Origin of the sequence: Novosphingobium sp. GV079 (assembly GCF_003058045.1) — a bacterium.
In the GTDB taxonomy this organism is placed as follows: Bacteria; Pseudomonadota; Alphaproteobacteria; order Sphingomonadales; family Sphingomonadaceae; genus Novosphingobium; species Novosphingobium capsulatum.
In genome coordinates this window covers 142,687-167,351 of sequence record NZ_QBUE01000008.1, presented here as the reverse complement: position 1 = coordinate 167,351, position 24,665 = coordinate 142,687, and the positions used below count along the sequence as shown (strand labels likewise).

General features: G+C 65.2%; 25 protein-coding genes. 8 read left to right on the top strand and 17 right to left on the bottom strand.

Features of this window, described 5'->3' with window-relative positions:
• Positions 1-19 precede the first annotated feature (19 nt).
• The 5 genes from C8K14_RS12530 to C8K14_RS12510 all read right to left on the bottom strand — a co-directional run bounded on the left by C8K14_RS12530 (position 20) and on the right by C8K14_RS12510 (position 3,420).
• Complete coding sequence (locus tag C8K14_RS12530) at positions 20-538, bottom strand: GNAT family N-acetyltransferase (RefSeq protein WP_022678144.1); 519 nt, start codon at positions 536-538, stop codon at positions 20-22.
• Between the two features lie 33 nt (positions 539-571).
• The gene (locus C8K14_RS12525; protein ID WP_107716896.1) at positions 572-1,126 is read right to left on the bottom strand and encodes a DUF924 family protein; all 555 of its coding nucleotides are present in this window, start codon (positions 1,124-1,126) and stop codon (positions 572-574) included.
• 15 nt (positions 1,127-1,141) lie between these two features.
• The gene (locus C8K14_RS12520) at positions 1,142-1,564 is read right to left on the bottom strand and encodes a hypothetical protein (protein ID WP_022678142.1); all 423 of its coding nucleotides are present in this window, start codon (positions 1,562-1,564) and stop codon (positions 1,142-1,144) included.
• A 90-nt stretch (positions 1,565-1,654) separates the two neighbouring features.
• Complete coding sequence (gene tldD / locus C8K14_RS12515; protein WP_107716928.1) at positions 1,655-3,097, bottom strand: metalloprotease TldD; 1,443 nt, start codon at positions 3,095-3,097, stop codon at positions 1,655-1,657.
• A gap of 89 nt (positions 3,098-3,186) precedes the next feature.
• Positions 3,187-3,420 (bottom strand): zinc-finger domain-containing protein, encoded by a 234-nt coding sequence (locus C8K14_RS12510; protein WP_062786897.1) that lies wholly within the window; start codon positions 3,418-3,420, stop codon positions 3,187-3,189.
• 96 nt (positions 3,421-3,516) lie between these two features.
• On the opposite strand from C8K14_RS12510, the gene C8K14_RS12505 reads away from it, so the two are divergent.
• Positions 3,517-4,476, top strand: a complete 960-nt coding sequence (locus tag C8K14_RS12505) for an ABC transporter ATP-binding protein (protein WP_107716895.1) — start codon at positions 3,517-3,519, stop codon at positions 4,474-4,476.
• Between the two features lie 90 nt (positions 4,477-4,566).
• Here the strand turns inward: C8K14_RS12505 and C8K14_RS12500 are convergent, their stop codons facing one another.
• A complete protein-coding gene (locus C8K14_RS12500; protein WP_133726808.1) occupies positions 4,567-4,794 on the bottom strand; it encodes a hypothetical protein in 228 nt (75 codons plus the stop codon).
• Positions 4,795-4,981: 187 nt separating this feature from the next.
• Between C8K14_RS12500 and nadB the strand changes: the two genes are divergently transcribed.
• The gene (gene nadB, locus C8K14_RS12495) at positions 4,982-6,574 is read left to right on the top strand and encodes an L-aspartate oxidase (protein WP_022678137.1); all 1,593 of its coding nucleotides are present in this window, start codon (positions 4,982-4,984) and stop codon (positions 6,572-6,574) included.
• A 60-nt stretch (positions 6,575-6,634) separates the two neighbouring features.
• On the opposite strand, the gene C8K14_RS12490 is transcribed toward nadB, so the two are convergent.
• On the bottom strand, positions 6,635-6,886 hold the full coding sequence (locus C8K14_RS12490; RefSeq protein ID WP_022678136.1) for a GlsB/YeaQ/YmgE family stress response membrane protein: 252 nt from the start codon (positions 6,884-6,886) through the stop codon (positions 6,635-6,637).
• 667 nt (positions 6,887-7,553) lie between these two features.
• On the opposite strand from C8K14_RS12490, the gene C8K14_RS12485 reads away from it, so the two are divergent.
• On the top strand, positions 7,554-9,620 hold the full coding sequence (locus C8K14_RS12485) for a ribonucleoside-diphosphate reductase subunit alpha (RefSeq protein ID WP_233251065.1): 2,067 nt from the start codon (positions 7,554-7,556) through the stop codon (positions 9,618-9,620).
• Between the two features lie 355 nt (positions 9,621-9,975).
• A complete protein-coding gene (locus C8K14_RS12480; protein ID WP_107716893.1) occupies positions 9,976-10,368 on the top strand; it encodes a PepSY-associated TM helix domain-containing protein in 393 nt (130 codons plus the stop codon).
• 128 nt (positions 10,369-10,496) lie between these two features.
• Here the strand turns inward: C8K14_RS12480 and C8K14_RS12475 are convergent, their stop codons facing one another.
• Complete coding sequence (locus tag C8K14_RS12475) at positions 10,497-10,754, bottom strand: DUF2171 domain-containing protein (protein ID WP_054132693.1); 258 nt, start codon at positions 10,752-10,754, stop codon at positions 10,497-10,499.
• 320 nt (positions 10,755-11,074) lie between these two features.
• Between C8K14_RS12475 and C8K14_RS12470 the strand changes: the two genes are divergently transcribed.
• A complete protein-coding gene (locus tag C8K14_RS12470; protein ID WP_054132692.1) occupies positions 11,075-12,130 on the top strand; it encodes a ribonucleotide-diphosphate reductase subunit beta in 1,056 nt (351 codons plus the stop codon).
• Between the two features lie 90 nt (positions 12,131-12,220).
• Here C8K14_RS12470 and C8K14_RS12465 read toward each other — a convergent pair whose 3' ends face one another.
• Positions 12,221-13,033, bottom strand: coding sequence for a MerR family transcriptional regulator (locus C8K14_RS12465; protein WP_107716892.1), 813 nt, complete (start codon positions 13,031-13,033; stop codon positions 12,221-12,223).
• A gap of 181 nt (positions 13,034-13,214) precedes the next feature.
• Between C8K14_RS12465 and C8K14_RS12460 the strand changes: the two genes are divergently transcribed.
• Entirely contained in the window at positions 13,215-14,378 is a 1,164-nt protein-coding gene (locus C8K14_RS12460) for an acyltransferase (RefSeq protein WP_107716891.1), read from the top strand.
• 479 nt (positions 14,379-14,857) lie between these two features.
• On the opposite strand, the gene C8K14_RS12455 is transcribed toward C8K14_RS12460, so the two are convergent.
• From C8K14_RS12455 to C8K14_RS12435, 5 genes are all read right to left on the bottom strand, one after another.
• On the bottom strand, positions 14,858-15,238 hold the full coding sequence (locus C8K14_RS12455) for a VOC family protein (protein WP_197279289.1): 381 nt from the start codon (positions 15,236-15,238) through the stop codon (positions 14,858-14,860).
• 481 nt (positions 15,239-15,719) lie between these two features.
• On the bottom strand, positions 15,720-16,772 hold the full coding sequence (locus C8K14_RS12450) for a winged helix DNA-binding protein (RefSeq protein WP_107716890.1): 1,053 nt from the start codon (positions 16,770-16,772) through the stop codon (positions 15,720-15,722).
• Positions 16,773-16,878: 106 nt separating this feature from the next.
• Positions 16,879-17,427 (bottom strand): murein L,D-transpeptidase family protein, encoded by a 549-nt coding sequence (locus C8K14_RS12445; RefSeq protein ID WP_107716889.1) that lies wholly within the window; start codon positions 17,425-17,427, stop codon positions 16,879-16,881.
• A gap of 30 nt (positions 17,428-17,457) precedes the next feature.
• On the bottom strand, positions 17,458-18,747 hold the full coding sequence (locus C8K14_RS12440; protein ID WP_022678126.1) for an adenylosuccinate synthase: 1,290 nt from the start codon (positions 18,745-18,747) through the stop codon (positions 17,458-17,460).
• Positions 18,748-18,890: 143 nt separating this feature from the next.
• Positions 18,891-20,039 (bottom strand): ATP phosphoribosyltransferase regulatory subunit, encoded by a 1,149-nt coding sequence (locus C8K14_RS12435; protein ID WP_107716888.1) that lies wholly within the window; start codon positions 20,037-20,039, stop codon positions 18,891-18,893.
• Between the two features lie 586 nt (positions 20,040-20,625).
• Between C8K14_RS12435 and C8K14_RS12430 the strand changes: the two genes are divergently transcribed.
• Together C8K14_RS12430 and C8K14_RS22875 are read left to right on the top strand one after the other, a co-directional pair.
• Positions 20,626-21,942, top strand: a complete 1,317-nt coding sequence (locus tag C8K14_RS12430) for an HD-GYP domain-containing protein (RefSeq protein ID WP_107716927.1) — start codon at positions 20,626-20,628, stop codon at positions 21,940-21,942.
• A gap of 70 nt (positions 21,943-22,012) precedes the next feature.
• Positions 22,013-22,189: a hypothetical protein gene (locus C8K14_RS22875; protein ID WP_166643354.1), complete on the top strand. Its 177-nt coding sequence runs from the start codon at positions 22,013-22,015 to the stop codon at positions 22,187-22,189.
• Between the two features lie 4 nt (positions 22,190-22,193).
• Here the strand turns inward: C8K14_RS22875 and C8K14_RS12425 are convergent, their stop codons facing one another.
• From C8K14_RS12425 to serA, 3 genes are all read right to left on the bottom strand, one after another.
• Positions 22,194-22,532, bottom strand: a complete 339-nt coding sequence (locus C8K14_RS12425) for a hypothetical protein (protein ID WP_199223728.1) — start codon at positions 22,530-22,532, stop codon at positions 22,194-22,196.
• 77 nt (positions 22,533-22,609) lie between these two features.
• Positions 22,610-22,957: a YigZ family protein gene (locus tag C8K14_RS12420; protein WP_054132686.1), complete on the bottom strand. Its 348-nt coding sequence runs from the start codon at positions 22,955-22,957 to the stop codon at positions 22,610-22,612.
• A gap of 96 nt (positions 22,958-23,053) precedes the next feature.
• The gene (gene serA / locus C8K14_RS12415) at positions 23,054-24,637 is read right to left on the bottom strand and encodes a phosphoglycerate dehydrogenase (protein WP_107716887.1); all 1,584 of its coding nucleotides are present in this window, start codon (positions 24,635-24,637) and stop codon (positions 23,054-23,056) included.
• Positions 24,638-24,665: the final 28 nt, after the last annotated feature.

Sequence of the window (24,665 nt, the reverse complement as noted above, 5' to 3'; positions counted from 1 at the left end):
CACCCGGCATGAAGGGTGATCAGAGCTTGCAGGCGTAAAGAAATTCCGGGTCGCAGTGGTTGCCCACCCAGAATTCGATATCGGCAATCTTTTCAAAGCCAAAGCGGTGGTAAAAGCGCTGCGCATCGGGGTTGTCGCTATAGACCGTGAGCTGAATCTCGTCGGCGCCACGATCGCGCGCGGTGGCCATCGCCCAATCCATCAGCTGCCGCCCCAAACCGCCGCCGATGCAGGCGGGATCGGTGTAGAGCTGCTTCAATTCCAGCGGCCTTTGCGGGTGCGTATAGTCGCGCGGCAGCGTGCTATCGAGCACCAGCTTGCAGAACGCGACCAAGCGCCCGTCATCCTCGATCACAGCGATGCGCATGCCCGGATCAGCGATCTGCCGCGCCGTTACCGCGTCGCTATGCGCCTCTTCCATGAACGCGGCAAAATCTTCCGGCTTGTAGAGATGCTCGAACTTGGCCGAAATCGCACGGCGGGCAAGGTCGGCCAGCGGCAGGGCATCAGCGGGGGTGGCAAGGCGCAGCGTCGTCATGCCAGGCTGCATAATGGCCTGGCGCGGCAATTGCTACCAATGGTTGCCGGCAGCCACGGCGCGCTTTTCCGCCGCCGAACTCACCCGGCCGAGCACGGCGTTGCGGTAGGGAAAGCGGCCAAAGCGCCAGACCATGCGCGCGTGCGCCACGGCAAAGCTGCGGATATAGCTGCTGCCCAGCGCGGTGAAGCGGGCAACGCTTTCGCGCTGCACCACCCGGTCTTCGCTGTGCATCAGGGGCATCAGCAGGAATTGCCGCGCATCGCGGTCCAGCCCGCGATCCCAGCCCCGGTGCAGGGCAACGCGGGTGAGCGCCAGGGCCAGATCGTCATAGGCAAAGGCCTGAGCGCTATCGCGAAAGGCATTGCGCGGCACCTGGTCGAACAGCAGGATCGCCGCGCGCAGCGTGTCACGATCCTTGGCCAACTCGGTGAGCGGCTGCGCTGCGATCGGGCCGAGCAAGGGCGCGAAACGATCGGCGATCGCCGCGTCGATTGCGGGATCGTTGGCAAAGCGGGCCTGGGGTGACAACGCACGGAACCAGAAATGCAGCAGATCCTGCGCCCAGAAACGCGGCGTCGTCACCATCGATTGGCCTATCCGTCAGTTCGCCTGCGCCACTTTGTCGGGCTTGGTATAGGGAATGAACTTGTCGAGCCCGACGAACCCGCGCCAGAAACCGCTGGTGCGATCGCGCAGTTGCACCGTGTCGATCGCGCAGAGTTCCGAACCGGTCAGCCGGGTGACCAGGATATCATCGCTGCGCAGCGATTCGGCGCCGGTGCGCGGCTTCTGGACATAGAGCGTGCGGCCCGAATCATAGACGATCGCGGTCTTGTCAAAGACCTGCGATCCGGCAACGGTGGGCATGTAGATGCAATCCACCGGCTTGCCCGGCACGCGCCCTTCCAGGCGCTTGTCCAGTTCCTGTTGCGGGGTCAGCCGCGGCTTGGCTTCGGCCATGGTTCCGGCCAGCGCCATGCTGCCCACGGCGAGCGAAAGAGCCAGCATTTTTGCCTGCTTCATCATGATTCGCCTCTTGGTCTTGCGTGTCTCTAATTGCTGACAGTCAGAATACCATGCCGGCGCTGAACTCCACCTGAAAAATGCGGAAGGTCAGGCCGTGCCCCCCACGGTCAGCCCATCGACCAGCACAGTGGGCTGGCCCACGCCGGCCGGCACGCTCTGGCCGCCCTTGCCACACACCCCAACGCCTTCGTCCAGCGCGAAATCGTTGCCGATCCCGGTCACCCGCGTCAGCACGGTGGGGCCATCACCGATCAGCGTGGCGCCCTTGATCGGATCGCCCAGCTTGCCGTTCTTGACGCGATAGGCCTCGGTGCAGGTAAACACGAACTTGCCGCTGGTGATATCCACCTGGCCGCCACCGAACGACTTAGCAAAGATGCCGTCCTTGACGCGCGACAGCAGTTCGGCCGGATCATCGTTGCCGCCGCGCATGAAGGTGTTGGTCATGCGCGGCATCGGCGCATGGGCATAGCTTTCGCGCCGGCCATTGCCGGTGGGCGCCACACCCATCAGCCGGGCGTTGAGCCGATCCTGGATATAGCCTTTGAGGATGCCATCCTCGATCAGAACGTTTTCTTGGGTAGGCGTGCCTTCATCGTCGATCGAGAGCGAGCCGCGCCGGCCCTGCCCGCCCAGGCCGAGCAGCGTGCCATCGTCCACCACGGTCACGCCGGGCGCCGCCACGCGCTGGCCGATTCGCCCGGAAAAGGCGCTGGTGCCCTTGCGGTTGAAATCGCCTTCCAGGCCATGGCCGACCGCCTCGTGCAGCAACACGCCGGGCCACCCCGGGCCGACCAGCACGGTCATCTCGCCCGCCGGTGCTGCCACCGCGGAAAGATTGGTCAGCGCCTGGTGCAGCGCCTGGTCGATACCGCGGCTCCAGGTCTCGGGCAGGAACAGATCGTCATAGAGCCGCCGCCCACCGATCCCGAACGAGCCGGTTTCGCGGCGGCCATGCTCTTCGACCACGACAGACACGTTGAGCCGCACCAGCGGTCGCACGTCATGCGCGACAAAGCCGTCGGCGCGCACCACCTCGACCACCGACCACGAGCCTGAGAGCGAGGCAGAGACCTGCACCACGCGGGGATCGCGGGCGCGCGCGGCGGCATCGATCTGTTCGAGCAGACGCACCTTGGCCTCGAACGGCACGCCATCGAGCGGCGAGGCATCGGTGTAGAGATGGCGGTTGTTGTTGCGCGGTGGCGGCGCCGGCTGGCCCTTGGCCCGATCGAGCAGCTTGAGCGTTTCGCCCGCCCGAGCGATCGCGGCGGCCGACACCTCGTTGGCATGGGCAAAGCCGGTCATCTCGCCCGAAACGCCGCGCAGGCCAAAGCCGGCATCGCGCGAATAGTCGGCCGTCTTCAGGCGCCCGTCGTCAAAGCCAAAGCTTTCGCTGGCCACGAATTGCAGGAACAGCTCGCCATCATCGCACGCGCCCAGCGCGCCGCGCACCAGGCGTTGCGCGTCATCGGGGGTGAGCAGGCCGGGGCGATAGAGCAGCGAGCGGGTGTCGGCAGAAAGCGTCATCCCGCCGATATAGGCACGCGCAGGGCCGCTGGCCAGCGGCGACCTGCCGGTGCGCCACAATTGGTGCGGCGCAACCGGTTAGCGCCGGTTCAGGCGGCCTGCGTGGCGCCTGTATCGATAGGCGTGTCGGCCGGGCCGCCCTTGAGCACGAAGCGCTTGTCGCAATAGCCGCATTCGACATAGCCCTTCTCGTCGATCTCGAGCCACACGCGCGGGTGGCCAAGAGCGGAAGGCTTGAAAGCGCCGGTCGTGCGGATGCCGCTCGACCCGTCGCAGCTGACGCGGGTGGCATCGGTGAAGATCGTTTCGGGAGGCTGGATCATGCCCCGCCGCCTAGCAAATGCCACCGCGCCGCACAATTGCCGTTTTGCCCCATTGAAGCCTTTACCTTGCCGCCAAGTGGAGGCAGGAAGCGCGGCATGAACGCCCCCGCCTCCATCGCCGAAACCGCCGCCGAACCCGCCATCCGCATCCGCGACCTGGTCAAGCGCTATGCCGCCACGGGCAAGGCGCCGGCCAAGCTCGCGCTCGAAGGCGTCAGCTTCGATGTGCCGCGCGGGGAAATCTTCGGTCTGCTTGGTCCCAATGGCGCGGGCAAGTCCACGCTCATCAACACGCTTGCGGGCCTGGTCCTGAAAACCTCGGGCACGGTGGAAATCTGGGGCCACGATATCGATGCCGACCGGCGCAACGCCAAGGCGGCGATCGGCATCGTGCCGCAGGAAATCGTGTTCGACCCGTTCTTCACGCCGATCGAAGTGCTCGATATCCAGGCTGGCCTCTATGGCGTGCCCAAGCACTTGCGCCGCTCGATGGAACTGCTGCGCGCGGTGCACCTGGCCGACAAGGCCAAGGCCTATTCCCGCTCGCTGTCGGGCGGCATGAAGCGCCGCCTGCTGATTGCCAAGGCCATGGTCCACACCCCGCCCGTGCTGGTGCTGGACGAACCGACCGCCGGGGTGGACGTGGAACTGCGCCGCCAGCTGTGGGAACTGGTGGGCGAACTCAATGCCGGCGGCGTGACCGTGGTCTTGACCACGCACTACCTGGAAGAAGCCGAGCAGCTGTGCGACCGCATCGCGATCATCAACCACGGCCGGTTGATCACCAACAAGCCGACGCGCGAACTGGTTGGCATGGCACGGGAAAAGGTCGTGGTGCTGACGCTGGACAAGCCGCTGGTGCAAGCGCCACAGCATCCCGCCTTCATCAAGGCGACCCTTAACGAAAGACAGGTGGAAATCACCTATGACAAGGACCGCAGCAACGCGGGCGAAGTCATGGCCCTGGTCCAGGGCATGGGCGTGCAGATTCTGGACGTGTCGACCCGCGAGGCCGATCTGGAAGACGTGTTCGTGAGCCTGACCGCCGGCGCCTGAGACGCCGCCGCAGCGCCATAAGTGCCCAGCAAAAAGGGGGTGCAGCCATTGTGGCCGCGCCCCCTTTTTTGCATCGGGAAAACCCTGTCGTTACTGGGCCTCGGCGCCCTTTTCGTCCAGCGCTGGCGCCCGCATAGCGCGCCAGCCGCCGCCTTGCCGACGATAGATCCGCTTACCGCAATCGACACATTCGGAATTGTAGTTGAAGCCATCCCATGCGACTTTATCCCGCTGTGGGCGATGGCGGTTGAACAGGCACAGGACACGACCGAACATCATTTTCCGCCTGACTCCGAAGGCACTTTTCAGATGCCGCATTCTTAACATTCCATCTGATGAAAATGAAGCGAAATTATAAGATTTCTATATCTTAAGTTATACATCTCCCGTCCAGGCCCGCTATCGGCACGGCCCACCCAGCGGCAAATCACTTTTCAAACCGGGCCCGCGCGGGCAAAGAGGCGCGCGTGAACACCCTGACCCCTTTTCCTCGCACGGCCCAGCCATGAGCGGGCACGACGTTCTCATCATCGGCTCGGGCGCAGCCGGGCTTACCGCCGCGCTGGTTCTGGCCGAACGCTGCCGCGTCATGGTGCTGGCCAAGGGCCGACTCGACGGGGGTTCAACCGCGTGGGCTCAGGGTGGCATCGCCGCCGTATTGGACGAAGGTGACACTTTCGAGGATCACGTGCGCGACACGATGATCGCGGGATGTGGCCTCAACCGGCGGGAAACCGTGGAATACGTGGTGGAGCATGCGCCCGAGGCGATTGCCCGCTTGGGCGAAATCGGCGTGCCGTTCAACGAAGAGGCCGGCAGCCTGCACCTGACCCGCGAAGGCGGCCATTCGCACCGCCGCATCGTCCATGTCGATGATGCCACCGGTGCGGCCGTGCAGCAGGCGCTGATCCGCGCGGCGATGGCGCACCCCAACATCACGCTCAAGCCCGACATGGTGGCGATCGACCTGGTCACCGATCGGCACCGCGCCCACCCCAAGGGCGATCGCCGCGTGTGGGGCTGCTATGCCCTCAACACCGCCAGCGGCAAGGTCGAATGCCTGACCGCGCGCGCCACGATCCTGGCAACCGGCGGCGCCGGGCGCACCTATCTGTTCAGCACGGCCCCGCGCGGGGCAACCGGCGATGGCATCGCCATGGCCTGGCGCGCGGGCTGCCGCGTGTCCAACATGGAATTCATGCAGTTCCACCCCACCTGCCTTTATAATCTGGAGGTCAAGAACTTCCTGATCACCGAGGCGGTGCGCGGCGAAGGTGGGCACCTCAAGATCCCGCCCGGCTTCCCCGGCGGTGGCGAGCGCTTCATGCCGCGCTTCGACCCGCGCGAGGAACTGGCCCCGCGTGACGTGGTGGCCCGCGCCATCGACCACGAGATCAAGCGGCTGGGGCTGGACTATGTCCATCTCGACATCAGCCACAAGGACCCCGAATTCGTCCGCGGCCACTTCCCCAATATCTATGAGCGGCTGCTGGGTCTGGGCATCGACATGACGCGCGAGCCGATCCCGGTGGTGCCGGCGCAGCACTATACCTGCGGCGGCGTGCTGGTGGACCTGTCCGGGCGCACCGATCTCACCGGGCTCTATGCCGTCGGCGAATGCTCGGAAAGCGGGCTGCACGGCGCCAACCGCCTGGCATCGAACAGCCTGCTCGAATGCTTCGTGTTCGGCGATGCTGCCGCGCGCAACATTCTCGATTGCTGGGACGAGTTTTCACCCCCGCCCGAAGTGCGCGGCTGGGACGAAAGCCGCGTGGCCGATTCCGACGAAGACGTGGTGATCAAGCAGAACTGGACCGAGTTGCGCCGGTTCATGTGGAACTACGTGGGCATCGTGCGCACCAACAAGCGCCTGGAGCGCGCCGCTCATCGCATTGCCCTGCTGCAGAGCGAGATCAACGAATACTATGGCAATGTGCGCGTCACGGCCGATCTGATCGAGTTGCGCAACCTGCTCCAGGCCGCAGACTTGATCGTGCAGAGCGCGCGGGCGCGGCGCGAGAGCCGCGGACTGCATTACAACCAGGATTTCCCCCAGGCGCAGCCCGCCGCGCGCGAGACCATCCTGGTGCCCGGCTGACCGGCGGCAGGCTGACCGGCGGCGGGGCCCCTGCCCGGCCGCGCCATCATCAAGCCGCTATTACCAGAAGTGGCGGCCCAGATAGATCAACAGCATCGCGCCCAGCACCGAGGCGAGGCAACCGGCGCGGTTGAACCCTTCGCTCACGCTCCCGCGTCCCGCCAGACTCGATGCCAGGCCGGCCACCAGCGCGCCGCCGATGCCCAGCGCGATCGTGCGGGCAAGGCCAATCTCCACTGCGCCGGGATAGAGAAAGCGGGCGGCGATGCCGACCAGCAGCCCCGACAGCAGCATCGAAAGGATATCGCGCATTACTCGTTCCTCCTGTGCGAAGGTGCCGCGCCCGGCAGCGGCGTGCCGCCCAGCCCTGGGGTCCTCCACTTGGTACACCCCCTATGGGTAGTGCGGCTGGGGATATCGTGCCAGTGCCTCTGGACATCGTATTTTCCACAGCAAAGCCAGCGGGTACGAAAAATATTTCGGACCCGTCATTTTTCCCTTGAAGCCTTGGAAAGCCCGCGCGTCGCTGCACTGCAGCATGAGCGGGACAGCGACGAAGCGAATCGTACTTGCGACGAATCGCGTAGCCCTTGAGGGCATGTGCCACTTGCCTGCCAGACCCGGTTCAAGCACTATGGGTTGTGGTCGTGGCCACGGAGGGCAACCAAACCTAGTTATATGTCAGGATGCACCCCATATAGGGTGCATGTGGCTCGTCCACCGTGGCGGAGCCTTTGACGTTGCTTGGGTTTTCGGCGTCGCGGCATGGCAGACAGGGATTCTGTTCCCTTTCTGTTTCAATTTATGGCATGATCGCGAGCGCGTTGAGTCGTCTCTCGTTGTGCCACCGAAGCCAGGCCGCAAGGGCCAGCACATGCTGGATCGCGCGGCCATTGGCAGTGTCAGCAATATCCGGTCCGTCACTCGCGGCGGGCCTCGTGCAAACGGGGAATGGAACGTGAATTTCAGGACCGGGGAAATGAACGATGGAACGGCTGTGATGGCGCAGGACGAACTGGGACTGGAAGGTGGCCTGGCCACCCTCGAACGCGACGCCGCGCCGGAGACCCCGGCAACCGCAACCAAGGCCACGCGCAAGGCTGCGCAACCGGCGGAAGCAAAGGCAGTGGACATGCAGGCAGACGACAAGGGTAGCGCGGATCTGGTTTCGGCCGCGGCCGCGATCATGGCCAGCGCGACGAGCGATGCCGCAAAGGCCCAGCCAATCGATTCCAAGTCGGTCAACCCGCGCCGCTTTACCATCGTCACCGATGCCGCGCGCGACGCCAAGCTGACGATCTTTGGCAAGGACACGCTCGACGATCGCTATCTGCTGCCCGGTGAAACCTACCAGGATCTGTTCGCGCGCGTGGCCGATGCCTATGCCGACGACCAGGACCACGCCCAGCGGCTCTATGACTACATCTCCAAGCTGTGGTTCATGCCCGCCACGCCCGTGCTGTCGAACGGCGGCACTGGCCGCGGCCTGCCGATCTCGTGCTATCTCAACTCGGTGGAAGACAGCCTGGAAGGCATCGTCAAGACCTGGAACGAGAACGTCTGGCTCGCCTCGCGCGGGGGCGGCATCGGCACCTATTGGGGCAACGTGCGCGGGATCGGCGAAAATGTCGGCCTCAACGGCAAGACCAGCGGGATCATCCCCTTCGTCCGCGTGATGGACAGCCTGACTCTGGCGATCAGCCAGGGCTCGCTGCGCCGTGGCTCGGCCGCCTGCTATCTCGACATCTCGCACCCCGAGATCGAAGAGTTCCTCGAAATTCGCAAGTCCTCGGGCGATTTCAACCGCAAGGCCCTGAACCTGCACCACGGCGTGCTGCTGACCGACGAGTTCATGGAAGCCGTGCGCGATGGCGCCGAATTCGCGCTGCGCAGCCCCAAGGACAAGTCGGTGCGCGGCAAGGTCGATGCCCGCTCGCTGTTCCAGAAGCTGGTCGAAGTGCGCCTGGCCACCGGCGAACCCTATATCGTGTTCTCCGACACCGTGAACCGCATGATGCCCAAGCATCACCGCGATCTGGGCCTCAAGGTTTCCACCTCCAACCTCTGCTCGGAAATCACGCTGCCCACCGGCATCGATCACCTTGGCAACGATCGCACAGCGGTGTGCTGCCTCTCCTCGCTCAACCTGGAAACCTGGGACGAGTGGCAGGGTGACAAGCACTTCGTGGAAGACGTGCTGCGCTTCCTCGACAACGTGCTGCAGGACTTCATCGACCGCGCGCCCGACGAAATGGCCCGCGCCAAGTATTCCGCCGCGCGCGAGCGTTCGGTCGGCATGGGCGTGATGGGCTTCCACTCGTTCCTGCAGAAGAAGGGCATTGCCTTCGAATCCGCCATGGCCAAGGCGTGGAACCTCAAGATGTTCCGCCACATCGCCGCCAAGGCCGACGAAGCCTCGCTGCTGCTCGCCCAGGAACGCGGGCCCTGCCCCGACGCGGCCGACATGGGCGTGATGCAGCGCTTCTCGTGCAAGATGGCCATCGCGCCGACCGCGTCGATCTCGATCATCTGCGGCGGCACCTCGGCCTGCATCGAGCCGATCCCGGCGAACATCTACACGCACAAGACGCTGTCGGGCTCGTTCGTGGTCAAGAACCCCTACCTGGAAAAGCTGCTGCGCGAAAAGTCCAAGGATTCCACCAATGTGTGGAACTCGATCCTGGAACGCGGCGGCTCGGTCCAGCACCTCGAATTCCTCTCGGCCGACGAGAAGGCGGTCTACAAGACCAGCTTCGAAATCGACCAGCGCTGGCTGCTCGAATTCTCGGCCGACCGCACGCCCTATATCGACCAGGCGCAGTCGCTGAACCTCTATATCCCGGCCGATGTCGACAAGTGGGACTTGCTGATGCTCCACTTCCAGGCTTGGGAAAAGGGCATCAAGTCGCTCTATTACCTGCGCTCCAAGTCGGTGCAGCGCGCCGGTTTTGCCGGTGGCGTGGAAGCGGACAACACCGCCGAGGCACGCCGGATCGAGCTTGACGTCAAGCAGACCGATTACGAGGAATGCCTGGCCTGCCAATAAGGGCTTGCCAATAAGGCCCAACCGCTGACCGCCTGGCGATAGGTATTTATCGCTCGAGGCGCTTCACCGAGGCCATTTGGGAAACGAGGGGGCGATCGGCCAGCATGGCATGATCGCCCCTTCCGGCCCCACCCAGCGGTCCCACCCGCCGGAATCGCGCCATTCGCTATCCTGCCCGTGATCGTTACCCAGTGAGCGTCACCCATGCCGGACCATGCCAAGACCCTGCCGATGTTACAGATGGCGACATTTCGCTGCTTGCCCCGGCTGGCAACACACCGTCACAAGGTGGCGCGGCCCGGCGATGCCAATGCCGGTATCGGCAGCGGGCCACAGGACCATAGGGGATCGTTCAATGCGCAAGTGGCACCGCTGGATTTCGGTGTTTTTCGGAGTCTTCCTGTTGTGGATCGCCGTGACGGGCACGCTGAGTCAGGTTGTTCCGCTGCTCAGCGGCGGGGACGGCGACCGGCCGGCCAAGACCATGGCGGATGCAACCCCGGCCAAGCCGGCGTTCGTCTGCCCGCCGGACTATATGTGCCGGCCCAAGCCCAAGGGCGGCAAGTCCATCGTCGGGTTGCTGCACCATCTGCATTCGGGCGAAAGCTTTGGGCCGGTCGGGGTGCTGATCAGCACGCTGTCGGGCTTTGCGATGATCTTCTTCAGCTTTTCGGGGCTGTGGATGTACATTCAGATGTGGCGCAACCGCAAGGATCGCAATCTCAAGCCGGGCTGGTTCTGGAACTAGGCGACCAAGGAAAAAGCGCCTCGCCACTTACGACGTGGAGCGAGGCGCCTTCCGGTCGCCAGGGACGACCTAGCCGCGAAGGGGACGCGGCTTTTCGTGAAACTTTACCCAATATGGGAAGCGGAAACCTACTTTTCCTCTTCCTCAAAGGTCAGGGCGACGTCGGCATTGGCCGAAAGACGCACCGTGTCGCCTTCGACGCCGGCCACCAGGCCGAGCGACAGGTAGTGATGGTGCCCTTCGTGGGCGCCGCTCTTGGCCTTGGTCAGCTTGATGCGATGTCCATCGACATGATCGACCGTGCCAACCGGGGCACCGTCTGCGCCGATGACGGCCATGTGCTCGCGAATCTGGCTTGCGATGGGATTGCTGTCGTTGCCGGTCATGCCCAGCCTCCTGCATTGTGTGGTGGTATGAGGGATGCGGGCCGTGTTCGCCCGTCTGCCCCTGTGCCCACAATGCCGCGCCTGGCCGGCCGTTCCCGGCATTATACCCTGCGATCGCATGTCGCGCCCGAATGGGCAGACACCGCTGGTTGGCGCAAGCCGGAATGCGCCCGGCGCGCCGCGCAGTGCCGCCGCGCCGGCGCTCCACCCTTTCTTCCGGGCCCGTGGCGACACCGCCCTGGCCTTATACCCTCCAGGCCGGCTTTCCCTGCCGCCTGAAACAGCCCATATTCATTCGAATTCCAACAGGATTGCCACCCATGTCCCTTCTTGAAGCCCGCAAGACCTACAAGCCCTTCGAATATCCCTGGGCCTATGAATACTGGAAGCGTCAGCAACAGATTCACTGGATGCCGGAAGAAGTGCCGCTGGGCGAGGATTGCCGAGACTGGGCGCAGAAGCTGTCGGACCACGAGCGCAATCTGCTGACGCAGATCTTCCGCTTCTTCACCCAGGCCGACGTGGAAGTGCAGGATTGCTATCACGAAAAGTATGGCCGGGTGTTCAAGCCCACCGAAGTGAAGATGATGCTGGCCTCGTTCTCCAACATGGAAACGATCCACATCGCGGCCTATTCGCACCTGCTCGACACGATCGGCATGCCGGAAAGCGAATACGGCATGTTCCTCGAATACGCCGAAATGAAGGACAAGCATGATTACATGCAGAACTTCGGCGTGGACAGCGACGAAGACATTGCCCGCACCCTGGCGATGTTCGGCGGCTTCACCGAAGGCCTGCAGCTGTTCGCTTCGTTCGCGATGCTGATGAACTTCCCGCGCTTCAACAAGATGAAGGGCATGGGGCAGATCGTCTCGTGGTCGGTGCGTGATGAATCGCTGCACTGCGAAGGCATCACCCGCCTGTTCAAGGAATTCTGCAACGAGCGCCAGTGCCTGACCAAGGCGGTCAAGGAAGACATCCTCGATTGCTGCCAGAAGACCGTGCGCCTGGAAGATGCCTTCATCGACCTGGCGTTCGAGCAGGGCCCGGTTCCGGGGATGAGCCCCAAGGAAATCAAGCGCTACATCCGCTACATCGCCGATTGGCGCCTGGGCCAGCTGGGCTTTGATCCGATCTACATGATCGAGGAACACCCGCTGCCCTGGCTGACCCCGCTGCTCAACGGGGTGGAACACGCCAACTTCTTCGAAACGCGCGCCACCGAATATTCCAAGGCGGCCACGCGCGGCAACTGGAACGATGTGTGGTCGAACTTCGACAACCGTCGCAACGCCAAGGCAGCCAACACGGTTGAAGAACCGACCGAAGAAGACGTCGACATGTTCGGCGCGGCCGGCATCGCTGCCGAATAAGGCCCCGAACACGGCATAGGCCTCAGGCCAACGAGAGCCTCGTCCCGTGCGCCGTGCACGGGGCGAGGCTCTTGCGCATGGGGCGGCTGATCAGGCCGGCGGCGCCATGAACGCGGGCAAGGGGCCGATATCCTTGCCCGCCTTGCGTGCGGCCGCGGCCGCGGCGGCGATGAAATCCCAAACCTGCTTGCTGAAGCCGGGATCGGCCTCGCCCTGCCAGTTGTCCATGTCGGCATAGAGGCGGCTCGCCCCTTCCCACATCATCGGGCTGGCCTGGCGCGTGAACGGTTCCAGCAACGCCAGCCATTCGCGCACCAGCGCCAATGCGGCATCGCTGGCAGGATCGAGCGGCAGCATCGCCTCGATCCGGCGCCCCAGTGCCTGCCACTGCGCATGATAAGCTGCTTGGTCAAACGGGGCCGCCGCGGGCATCGCCGCCTGCCAGTGGGACTGCTCTTCTGCCGTATAGTAGCGATCGAGCACCGCTTTCCACGCCTGTTGTCCATCTGTCATCATCGTATCTCCCTTGCGGATCAGCGAGCAGAGCGTCGCGGCATCGAGCGGCTCGCCTCGGCCGACGCGGGACAATGCGGAATCGATCAGCGTCAAAGCCTCGGTGATCTCGGCGGCCTGCTGCACCAGTCGCTCACGCTGTGCCGACAGCAACGCTGCCAGATCGATCGGCTTGCGATCGAACAGGCGCTTGATCTCAGCAAGGCTCAACCCGGCTTTCTTCAACGCCACGATGCGGTGGATGCGCTCAAGATCGGCCGGGCCGTACCAGCGCCGCCCGGATTGAGTGCGCAGCGGCGCCAAGAGCCCGCGCGCTTCGTAAAAGCGCAAGGCGCGGGCAGTCAGCCCCGTACGGCGGACCACGTCATCGATGGCAAGCGAATCATCCATGACCGCGATCTAGCGGTTGACCCTGCGTCAACATCAACCCCCTTGGCATCCCGCGCCACGGCAATGGCTCGGTTTCCGATCCACCACGCGTTGCGATGCCGATGCAAAACCACGATCCCATGCAACACCCGGCGCGCCGCAACCTGGCTGCCCGGAAGCGGACGCAAGGGGGCGCTGGCAGATGACAGATGGCGCGCGCGCTGGCGCGACGGATCTCGGCGAAAGCCAGCACGTTACACAGCGGTTTGGCCTGCTCGATGCCTTGCGCGGCGTGGCGGCGCTGGTCGTGCTGGCCTATCACCTGGTGCAGCAGCACAGCCTTTCGGCCCTGCCCCATGCCGGGCTGGCGGTCGACTTCTTCTATACGCTGTCAGGCTTCGTCATCGCCTTTGCCTATGACGCGCAGGTGCGCGACGGGCGCCTGTCGCGGGCCGGCTTTGCCCGGGCGCGGGCGCGGCGGCTCTATCCCCTGCTGGCGCTGGGCACGGTAATGGGCTTTAGCGTGTTTCTGGGCGCGGTGTTCCTGCGCCACAGCGTGTCCTTGCGCGATGCCCTGCTCGCACTGGGCTTTGCCCTCGCCCTGCTGCCCTGCCCGCTGTTTCCACAATGGCCCACTGCCTTTCCGCTCAACATGGCGGCATGGTCCCTCGCGTTCGAAGCCTATGTGAACCTGGCCTATGCCCTTGTCGCCCGCTTCCTGTCGCAGCGGGTGCTGCTGGGGTTGGTCGGCCTGGGCGCCGTGCTGGTGGTGGCAGACATCGCCCACTTCGGCCGCCTGATGGGCGGAACGGACAAAGCCGATTTCGCATTTGGCGCGGCGCGGGTGGTCTATCCGTTCTTCGTCGGCATCCTGATCTTCCGCTGGCGCCGCGAACCCGCGCGCCGCCGCCCCGTGCTCGCTATTGCCCTGTGCACCGGCCTTGCCGCCGCGCTGCTCATCGTCCCGGAACGCATGATCGGCCTCGATCCGGCGATCTATGACGGCGCATTGGCGCTGATCGGCTTTCCCCTGCTGGTCTGGCTGGCTGCCGCCGTGCCGCTCGACGGCCGCATGGCGCGCGCGGCGCACTGGCTCGGTCTGCTCAGCTATCCGATCTATATCCTGCAAGGCCCGGTGCTGCGCCTCGGCGTGGAACTGGGCCGGCACGCGCCGCTGCCCGCGGCAGCCCTCGCCCTGGTGCAAGCAGTGGCCGTCATAGCCGTCGCCTGGGCCGCCAACCACTGGTTCGATGCACCCGTCCAGGCCTGGCTACGCCGCGCCGAACGCCGCCGCCACACCAAGGCGGCGCCGGCGGACCAAGGCCAAGCTCCATTTCCGCGCGCCTTGCGCTCATCCCGGACTTGATTTGCACACTGGGCCGCGTTGCCAGCGCATGAATGCGCGACGCCGGCGGTTGGGGCGTCTGCTACCGTTTTACCCACGCCCTTGGGTGTGTGGGGATTCAGCCCATGGCGGGCTGCGAACGACCGCTTTTCGCGCTTCCGGTTCACGTACCAAAAGTACGCTGCGCTCCGGGCCCCGAAAATCAGCCATTCTTGCGCCACGCTGGCCTAAATCCCCATACACCCTAGCTTGCCGCCGTCAGGTTTGGCGCGTCTGCGCGAAATAGCCATCATCTGCGGCGGGTAATCGGGGAGGCAGTTTGCGATGAGCACCAGTCGTTTACGATTGCCAAATCGAACGTCTGGATGCGTCTGAGCCGGCCATGCCACCTTGCCGAAAAGCCGATGGCGGCGTGTCGCGCGCGGGCCGGGACAGGGCTGCCCGGCCCTGCGGAGCGCCTAATCGCTCGCTGGGCCGGCGCAGATACGGATGCGAAAACGTTATCCGGGGATGTGAATCCCACAAAGCTTGTTGCCGTCTGGATCGCGCACATACGTCAGGTGGATAGTCCCCATCGCGGACGCTCGCGGACCAGGGGCGTCTTCGATTGACGTTCCGCCGTTGGCCACCGCGACGTCATGAAATTGTTGAACTTGCTCGGGCGAATTGCACGAGAATGCGACGGTGGCCCCGTTCGCGACGGTGGCGGGCTCATCGTTGATCGGCTGGGTGACGATGAAGTTGGTTCCGCCCTGGTTCGGGTAGAAAAGGCGCGTATGTCCGCTTCCCGCGATGTTGATCATCGGCTCTGGCACGCCGAGAACACCCAAAACCGCGTCATAGAACCGCCGCGAGCGCTCAATGTCGTTGGAGCCTACCATTGTGTGGAACAGCAATTTCTCTCTCCGCATAGCTGATAGAAGGCTTGTGGAGGCGATGCGGGATCGGAGCAAGCGGCGAGTGCGCTGTCAGCCGATTTAGCAAGCCGAGCCGGTCGCGCTCAGCGGCCAGCGGGGGAATTTCAGGATATCAGATGTTTAGCGAGAGCTGCTGCTGTTCGAAACGTTACGTCGCAACGGTAGAAAAGCATCGATCGTTCATGCCATCATCCAGTATTCATTGATCACATTTCGCAATATCATGCGGGAGGCAGCGCGGTTGCAGCTGCCATGTGCGCCGACGCGACTAGGCGGCGTGAACAACACTGTTTTACGCATAAAGTGGGGCAAACTGTCACGTACTCGTCAGGTTCTCGGCAAAGCGCCGAAACGTGCCTTTGTCACTGAACACTGGTGTGCGGCTGGCGCCCGGGAGGCATGCCCCAGCCGCCATCGCAACACCGCGCGACGAACGCGGGCGGGATCAGACCAGCGCGTTGGCCGATGAGCCGAGTTCGGCGAAGTAGCGGGCCATGGCGTCGGCGGCCTTGTCGGTGAGGGTGATGAAGGCGCGGCGGCGGTCGGTTTCGTCGTCTACGCGCTGGAGCAGGCCGGCATCGGTCATCTGGCCGATCCAGCGCAGCGCGGTGGTGGGGGGCACGCCCGAGGCGATGCACAGCGAGGTGACCGACACGCGCACGTGCTCCACGCGGGCGGCGGTCAGATCGAGCAGCATGTCCCACGCCGGATCGGCGAACAGGTCGCCCTCGAAAAAGCGGGCGCGCAGCTGGCGTTGGCGGATGATCTTGCGCACCAGGCGCGGATCGGGCAGCGGCGGGCGGGCGGTGCGCACCAGGCGATCGGTGCCTTCGTCGAGCTTGGCCGGGCCGGCTTCGCCGCCCTCTCCGTTGAAGCGAAACGCGGAGGCGCTTTCCACGTCGGCCGCGTTGCCGGGCGAGAGCTGTTCGAGCCGGGCGGCGATGTTGGTGACCTGCTCGGTGAGGCGCAGCAGAGTGAGGCGGTCTTCCTCTCCCAGTTCGCGCACGCGGTTGCCGGTGCGGGCGAGCACGCGGCCCATGGCGATCACCCGCTCGGCCCGGCTGGGGGTGACCAGGATCTGCGCTTCTGACTGGTCAAGGCAGCCAAAGACATCATCGAGCGAGCCGATGCTGGTGGATACCACCAGTTGCGAACCGCTTTGCGCCGCGCAGCTATCAAGCCGGGACAGCGCGGCCAGTTCCAGTCCGTCGATCACCGGGCAATCGACCAGCACGAGATCACCCAACCCCGGGGCGGCCGCATCGGATACCAGCCGTTCGAGATCGCTGGTCTGCGCCACGCGCAGGCCGGCGGCGGCGGCGTCTTCGGCCATTTCGGCGCGCAGATAGCCGCGATCGGCAAAGATCGACACGGCAAGCGGCTGAACCCCGCGCCCTTCCCCGGCGCCCCAGCCGAAAGAACGCTCCTGCACCCTGTCATCCGCCACCCCAGCATCGCCGGGAAGCCCATAGTCAAAACGCGCCGCAGCCTGCCCCATTGTCCCCACTCCGTAAAATCGCGTATGCGAACACTTGCGGAACAAAGCAGGATCAGGTCAACGCCAGATGCCTCGGTTTTGGAGCGAGAAAGTCCGAGAGAGCTACTCAGGGCACGATATCTATGGGCGTTCCATCGCCAACGCGCTGCCAGATTTCCTCGATTTCGGAGTTTTTGAGCGCGATACAGCCTTCGGTCCAATCACCCGGCGCGCGCAACGGGCCAAATCCGTTGGGCTGGCCATGCAGAAAGATCTGCCCGCCCGGCGCGCGGCCGGCCGCCGCGGCATAGGCGCGGTCGGCGGCATCGGGATAGGAGATGTGCAGCGAGAGATGATAGGCGCTCGCCGGATTGCCGTGGTCGATGGTATAGTGCCCCTCGGGCGTGCGGCCATCGCCCTCGAAATGCTTGGGGCCGGATGGCGCCGGGCCCAGCTGGATGCCGGTGAAGACGCGCAACGGGCGCCCACTCTCATCAAGCAGGACCAGGCGCCGCGCGGCCTTTTCCACGCGCACCCGCGCCACCTCTGCTCCGCTATCGCCCACCTCGGCAGCAACCGTCTGCGCCCGCGCAGGCGTTTCATGCAAGAGCGGCGGCAAGGCCCAGAGGCCCGCCGCCGCACATGCCAATGCCAAGAGGGCGATGGAGCGGCGCATGGCGCCATCCTATCGCCCTGGCCGGCGCGATCAATCCACGAAGGGATCGCGCACGAGAATGGTATCTTCCCGCTCGGGTGAAGTGCTGACCAGCGCCACCGGCGTTTCGATCAGTTCCTGGACGCGCTGGATGTACTTGATCGCCTGCGCGGGCAGATCCGCCCACGAGCGGGCGCCGGCAGTAGTGTCCTGCCAGCCGTCCATTTCCTCGTAGATCGGCTCGACATTGGCCTGGTCGGCGGCGTGGCTGGGGAAATAGTCCAGCACCTTGCCATTGAGGCGATAGCCGATGCAGATCTTCACCTTGTCGAACCCGTCGAGCACGTCGAGCTTGGTCAGCGCGATGCCGGTGACGCCCGAAATGGCGCAGGACTGGCGGGTGAGCACGGCATCAAACCAGCCGCAGCGGCGCTTGCGCCCGGTGACGGTGCCGAATTCGTGGCCGCGTTCGCCCAGGCGCTGGCCCACGTCATCGGCCAGTTCGGTGGGGAACGGACCGGAGCCGACGCGGGTGGTATAGGCCTTGACGATGCCCAGCACGAAGCCGGTGGACGCCGGGCCCAGGCCCGAACCCGACGCCGCCGTGCCCGACACGGTGTTGGACGAAGTCACGAACGGATAGGTGCCATGGTCGACATCGAGCAGCACGCCCTGCGCGCCTTCGAACAGGATGCGCGCGCCGGCCTTGCGCACCGCGTTGAGGCGCTTCCACACCGGCTGCGCGAACTGCAGCACGTAAGGCGCGATGTCCTTCAGCTCTGCCAGCAAAGCCGCGCGATCGACCGGCGGCTGGCCGAAACCGGCGCGCAGCGCATCGTGATGGGCGCACAGGCGATCGAGCTGCGCATCGAGCGCGTCGAGATGGGCGAGATCGCACACGCGAATGGCGCGGCGGCCAACCTTGTCTTCATAGGCCGGGCCAATGCCGCGCCCGGTGGTGCCGATCTTGCCGGCGCCGGCGGCCGTCTCGCGCAGGCCATCAAGATCGCGGTGCAAGGGCAGGATCAGCGGGCAATTGTCGGCAATGGCAAAATTGTCGGCGTTGATTTCCACGCCTTGCGCGGTCAGCTTTTCGATCTCGGCCTTGAGCGCCCATGGATCGAGCACCACGCCGTTGCCGATGATCGACAGCGTGCCGGTGACGATGCCCGAGGGCAGCAGCGAGAGCTTGTAGACCTGTTCGCCCACCACCAGGGTGTGGCCGGCGTTGTGGCCACCCTGGAACCGCACGACCGCATCGGCGCGGCTGGCCAGCCAGTCGACGATCTTGCCCTTGCCTTCATCACCCCACTGGGCGCCGATCACGGTTACATTTGCCACAGATACACTCCTCCACCTGCCAGGTGGACCCGAACAGCGCCCTTCGACAGGACTCGGCGCAGCGGGTGGGTTGGGCGCGATGACGCGCAGGATGTGTGCGGGGGGCGCCCTAGTGGCACCGCCCCGCCAGAGTCAAGAGCCTGTCATGCCGCCGGAAGCGCGACCGGGCCATCTGCTCCCAGAACGTGGGTGCAGCCCAGGGCCGCGGGTTCGTCGCCGGCGTCGAGTGCGGCGACGGTGCGCCAGCCGATAGCGCGCAGCCGCGCGGCCGCCGTGCGATCGTGGCCCAGCGGCAGGAACAGCTTTTCGGCCGGCGCTTCGGCACTGGCGATCAGATCAATCAGCGCATCGGGATAGAGCGAAAAGCCGGTCGCCACTTCGCTCGCGCCGCCATCGGGCGCAGCGATGCGATAGGTGCCGCCCCGCCCCAGCGCGCCGCGCACGCCATCGGCATAGAGCACGAAGCCGAACCATGACTGGTATTCAAAGCCATGGCGTTCGGACGGATCGAGCGTCAGGCGCGCACGCCCATCGAGCCGCGCGGCGATCTCGCGCAGCGCAGCGATACGCCCGGCGAGCGCGCCACCGGCATCGATCGCCGCCAGCTTTTCGATCGCGGTGTCGAAATCGCCCGTGGCATAGAGCAGCGGCACATAGGCCTGCCCACCGGCATCGACCAACCCGCCGGCATCCTTGGTATCGAGCTCGCGCCGCACCGCATCGATCTGGCCGGGGCCAAGCGGCAGGGCCTTTTCGGCCAAGGTATCGACGAGATCGGGCAAAGTGAAATCGACGCTGACGCCCGTGGCGCCGGCGGCCTGCAGCGCCTCGATCGCCACGGCGACCACTTCGGCGGCGGCGGCGACGTTGTCCGCCCCGATCACTTCAGCGCCGCACTGCAGCTTTTCGCGCGCGGGATCGAGCCCGTCGCCCTTGATGGTGACAACCTGCCCGGCATAGCACAGGCGCAGCGGGCGCGGCGCGGCGGCCAGGCGGGTGCCGGCGATGCGGCCGATCTGCGGGGTGATATCACTGCGCAACGCCATCATCCGCAGCGATTGCGGATCGACGAAGCGGAACATGCGGCGCGAACTGATCCCGGCCATGCGGCTGGCGAGCGAGCGTTCGAACTCGATCATCGGCGGGAGCACGCGGTCATAGCCATGGCCTTCCATCACGCCATGGATCGTGCGCATCACGCGCGTGGCGGCGGCCGCCGCGCGCGGCAGGCGGTCTTCCAGGCCTTCGGGAAGCAGATCGGCGGGCAGGAGATCGGGATCGCGGGTGTCCATGGCCCGGGCCTTTAGCGGCATTGGCCTGCGCCGGGTAGGGAAAAAGCCACGCCCCGCGCCTGTCCCGCCTCCAGCCCCACGAACAAGGCGGTGGGCACGCTTGGATGGGCCGGTGGCAAGCTGAGCGCCACGCCTCACGTACCGCATGACGGCAACGTGATTCAGGCGGCAGGTGCCGCCGCGGGCGATATCATTACAGCGCAACGCGATCACCGATCTGGAAATACGCTACGACCTGCTCGATAGCTATTCGGACCTGGTGCAGGCGAACCTGCGCGCTCACCTGCCCGCGCACCCGCGGCGGGGTGGCGTTTCCATTCTTTTCGCCATTCGGGTTCAACGGGCGCTTTCTTCACACCCGTATCAGCGTGAACTGGTAAATTCGAGCAAATACAATTGGAACCCGGGGGGGGCGGCCGAAAACGGCCATCCCTCTTTCTGTGCGGCATCGCCCGAATGGGCACAGACACGGCAACGCGACCTTAACGCGAATCATGTCACCAATTTGGAGACAAAAAAGAACAGGGGTCGTCCGATGCGCCATGCTTTCGCGCAAGAATTCGCGTGCGCCACACCAGCCGTGGCCATGACATCGCTGAGCGAGATCCTCGGCGCATTCTCCTATGCCCTCGATCTGACCGAGGGGCAGCCGGCCGGCCATTCGCTGCGCGCGTGCTGGATCGCCAGCCAGATCGCCGTGGCGCTGGGCCTGTCGCCGGCAGATCGGCGCACCATCTATTATGCCACGCTGCTCAAGGATCTGGGCTGTTCGAGCAATGCCGCGCGCATTGCCCAGCTCTATCTGGCCGACGATCGCGCGTTCAAGCATGAGTTCAAGCTGATCGGCCAGGGCCTGGGCCCAACGCTGGGCTTTGTCTTTCGCCGCACGGGCGCGGGCGAGCCCTTGCCAGCGCGCATGCGCGCGATAGCCACGATCCTGCGCGATGGCAGCCGAATCGCCACCGACCTGATCCAGACCCGCTGCACCCGCGGTGCCACGATCGCACGGCAACTGCGCTTTCCCGAAAGCGTTGCTGGCGCCATTGCCGCGCTGGACGAACATTGGGATGGTGGCGGCAAGCCGCTGGGTCTTGCCGGACACGCCATTCCCCTGCCCGCGCGGCTCGCCCTGCTGGCGCAGATCGCCGATGTGTTCCAGATGGCCGCCGGGCCCGAAGCGGCGCTGGCCGAAGTGCGGGCGCGGCGCGGCACCTGGCTCGATCCCGAACTGGTCGATGCATTCGTGGCGGTCAGCGCCCGGCCCGGCTTCTGGGGCGATTGCAACGATCCCGCGCTGGAACTGCATGTCCAGGCGATGGAGCCGGTCGAAGCCCGTGTCACGGTGGACGAGGCCTATCTCGACGATATCGCCGATGCCTTTGGCGCGGTGATCGACGCCAAGAGCCCCTATACCGGCGGCCATTCCTGCCGGGTGGGCCGCTATGCCACGGCGCTCGGGCGTGCGGTGGGCGTGGCAGACACAGAGCTGGGCGCGCTGCGCCGGGCTGCCGTCCTGCATGACGTTGGCAAACTGGCCGTGTCGAGCCGGGTGCTGGAAAAGCCGGGCAAGCTTGACGACGGGGAATGGGTGGAAATGCGCAGCCACGCGAGCCACACCACCGCGATCCTGTCGCGCATCGGCCCGTTGCGCGACATGGCCGCCATTGCCGGCGCGCATCACGAACGGCTGGATGGCAAGGGCTATCCACTGGGTCTGAACCAGAGCCTGATCGCCACCGAGGCGCGCATCATCAGCGTTGCCGATTTCTATGACGCGCTCACCGCCGATCGCCCCTATCGCGCCGCCATGCCGGTGGACCGCGCCCTGGCGGTCATGGAAGCCGAAGTGGGGAAGGCGATCGACGGCGCCTGCTTTGAAGCCCTGCGCGCTATGGTCGCCTGAGCGAACAGCCGGCCGCCACAACAAAGGCGGCTCAGGCCAAGTTCATGATGGGCAAGGCACGGGGCAGGCCATGGTTGCGATCGGTTGCCTTGCCCTGTTGATCTTCCCCATTCTCGGCCTGATCGCCGGGGGACTCTACGCCGGGCGCAGTGGCGCAGAGTGGGGCGCCGCCACAGGCCTCGCCCTGGCGATGGCGCTTAGCGGGGCCATGGGCTGGGCTCTGGTCAAGGCAGCACGCCAGCGCTGAACGTTCAGCGCGAAAGGCGGCGCAGGTTGGCGCGCACCTTGCGTCGATAGGTCTGCACCACGCGTCGTGCTTCCCCATGCGGCGTGGGGATGGCTTTTCCCGCCAGCAGTGCGCGCGAAGGGGCAAGCGCCAAATCCCACCACACCTGGCCCAGCGTTTCCACCTTTTCCGTCACCATGCGCTGGCTTTCGGCAGCGGCGCGGGGATCAGCCAGAGCGACCAGCCACATCCGCCGGGCGATGACCATGGCCGCCTCGCTGCCCAGCATCATCTGCTGGTTCCACAAGGGGAGCATCGGCGCCAGCCAGGCGGCAGGCGACGGAACGGTAGTGGTGCTGGTCATGCAGTGTCCTTGATCGGCGTGTGACGGGTAAACGGCCGGCGGCGTGCAAAGGTCCGGGGCACGTGATGCGCCCTCGATCACAGGCTGTCCAGATAGGCCCTCACCGCCGTCTGCACATGGCGAAAGCGATCGCCGCCCAGATGCTTGCCGCCATACCAGCGCGTGACGATCACCAGATGGTCGCGCAGCCCCTCGCGCTCCAGCATGCGCAGGATCACCATGCCCGCCCCGCTTTCGCCATCGTCCTGCTTGATCGGCCCGGCCGCGCACAGCAGGCCCCAGGTATTGTGTGTGGCCTTCGCGAATTTCTTGATGGTCTTGAGCTGCTCCACCAAGGCGCGCGCCTCTTCCGCCGAACCACAGGGCGCGCCGGACACGGCATATTTCGAACCGCGATCGGAGACGATGTTGTCGAGCGTGCGCATGGCTGCGGACCTGACGCAAAAAGGGCGGCGCCGCAAGGCACCGCCCTTTCCTGCCTTTCAGGCCTTGGCCCGCGCGCGGCGGGCCGCCCAAAGCGATTAGAACTTGAGCGCCTTGATCAGGCGCACGCCCTGGATTTCGCGCGCCTGGGCGAGCACGGTTTCGCTGACCGGGCTATCGACCGAGAGCAGCAGCACCGCTTCGCCACCGGCTTCGCGGCGGCCGAGGTGGAACGTGCCGATGTTGATGCCGGCGGTGCCGAGCAGCGTCCCGATCGAGCCGATGAAACCCGGCGCGTCGGTGTTGACGATATAGAGCATGTCGCCGTCGAGATCGGCTTCGATGCCGATGCCGAAGATTTCCACCAGGCGCGGCTGGCCGTTGCCGAACAGCGTGCCGGCCACCGAGCGGTCACCCTGGCTGGTCGAGACGGTGACGCGCACCAGGGTGCGGTATTCGCCTTCGCGATCATGGCGCACTTCGCGCACGTCAAGCCCGCGTTCCTTGGCCAGGAACGGCGCGTTGACCATGTTCACGGTGTCGGAATACTGCTTCATCACGCCGGTGAGCACGGCTGCGGTGATCGGCTTCTGGTTGAGCTGGGCAGCAGCGCCTTCCACCTCGATGGCGATCTTGGCGAGGTTGTCGTGCGCCAGCTGGCCCACCAGGGTGCCGAGCTTTTCGGCCAGCGCCATGTAGGGCTTGAGCTTGGGCGCTTCCTCGGCCGACAGCGAAGGCATGTTGAGCGCGTTGGTGACGCCGCCGGTGACCAGGAAATCGGCCATCTGCTCGGCCACCTGCAACGCCACGTTGACCTGGGCTTCGGTGGTCGAAGCGCCCAGGTGCGGGGTGCAGATGAAGTTGGGCGTGCCGAACAGCGGGCTGTCCTTGGCCGGCTCAGTTTCGAACACGTCGAGCGCGGCGCCGGCGATATGGCCGGAATCGAGCAGTTCCTTCAGCGCCTTTTCATCGACCAGGCCACCGCGCGCGCAGTTGACGATGCGCACGCCCTTCTTGGTCTTGGCGAGGTTTTCGGCCGAGAGGATGTTGCGCGTCTGGTCGGTCAGCGGGGTGTGCAGCGTGATGAAGTCTGCCTTGGCCAGCAGGGTTTCCAGATCAGCCTTTTCCACGCCCATTTCCACGGCACGCTCGGGCGTGAGGAACGGGTCGAAGGCAACGACCTTCATCTTGAGGCCGAGCGCACGGCTGGCAACGATCGAGCCGATGTTGCCCGCGCCGATCAGGCCCAGCGTCTTGCCGGTCACTTCCACGCCCATGAAGCGGTTCTTTTCCCACTTGCCGGCCTGGGTCGAAAGATCAGCCTCGGGCAGCTGGCGGGCGAGCGCGAACATCAGGGCGATGGCGTGTTCGGCCGTGGTGATCGAGTTGCCGAACGGGGTGTTCATCACCACCACGCCCTTGGCCGACGCAGCCGGAATATCGACGTTGTCGACGCCAATGCCGGCGCGGCCGACAACCTTGAGGTTGGTCGCAGCTTCCAGGATTTCCTTGGTCACCTTGGTCGACGAACGGATCGCCAGGCCATCGTACTGGCCGATGATCGCCTTGAGTTCCTCGGGCGTCTTGCCGGTGATCACGTCAACGTCGCAGCCGCGCTCTTCAAAAATGCGGGCGGCGTTGGGGTCCATCTTGTCGGAAATCAGAACCTTGGGCTTGGTCATGGTCTTTGCTCCATGGGGTGCGCCAGAT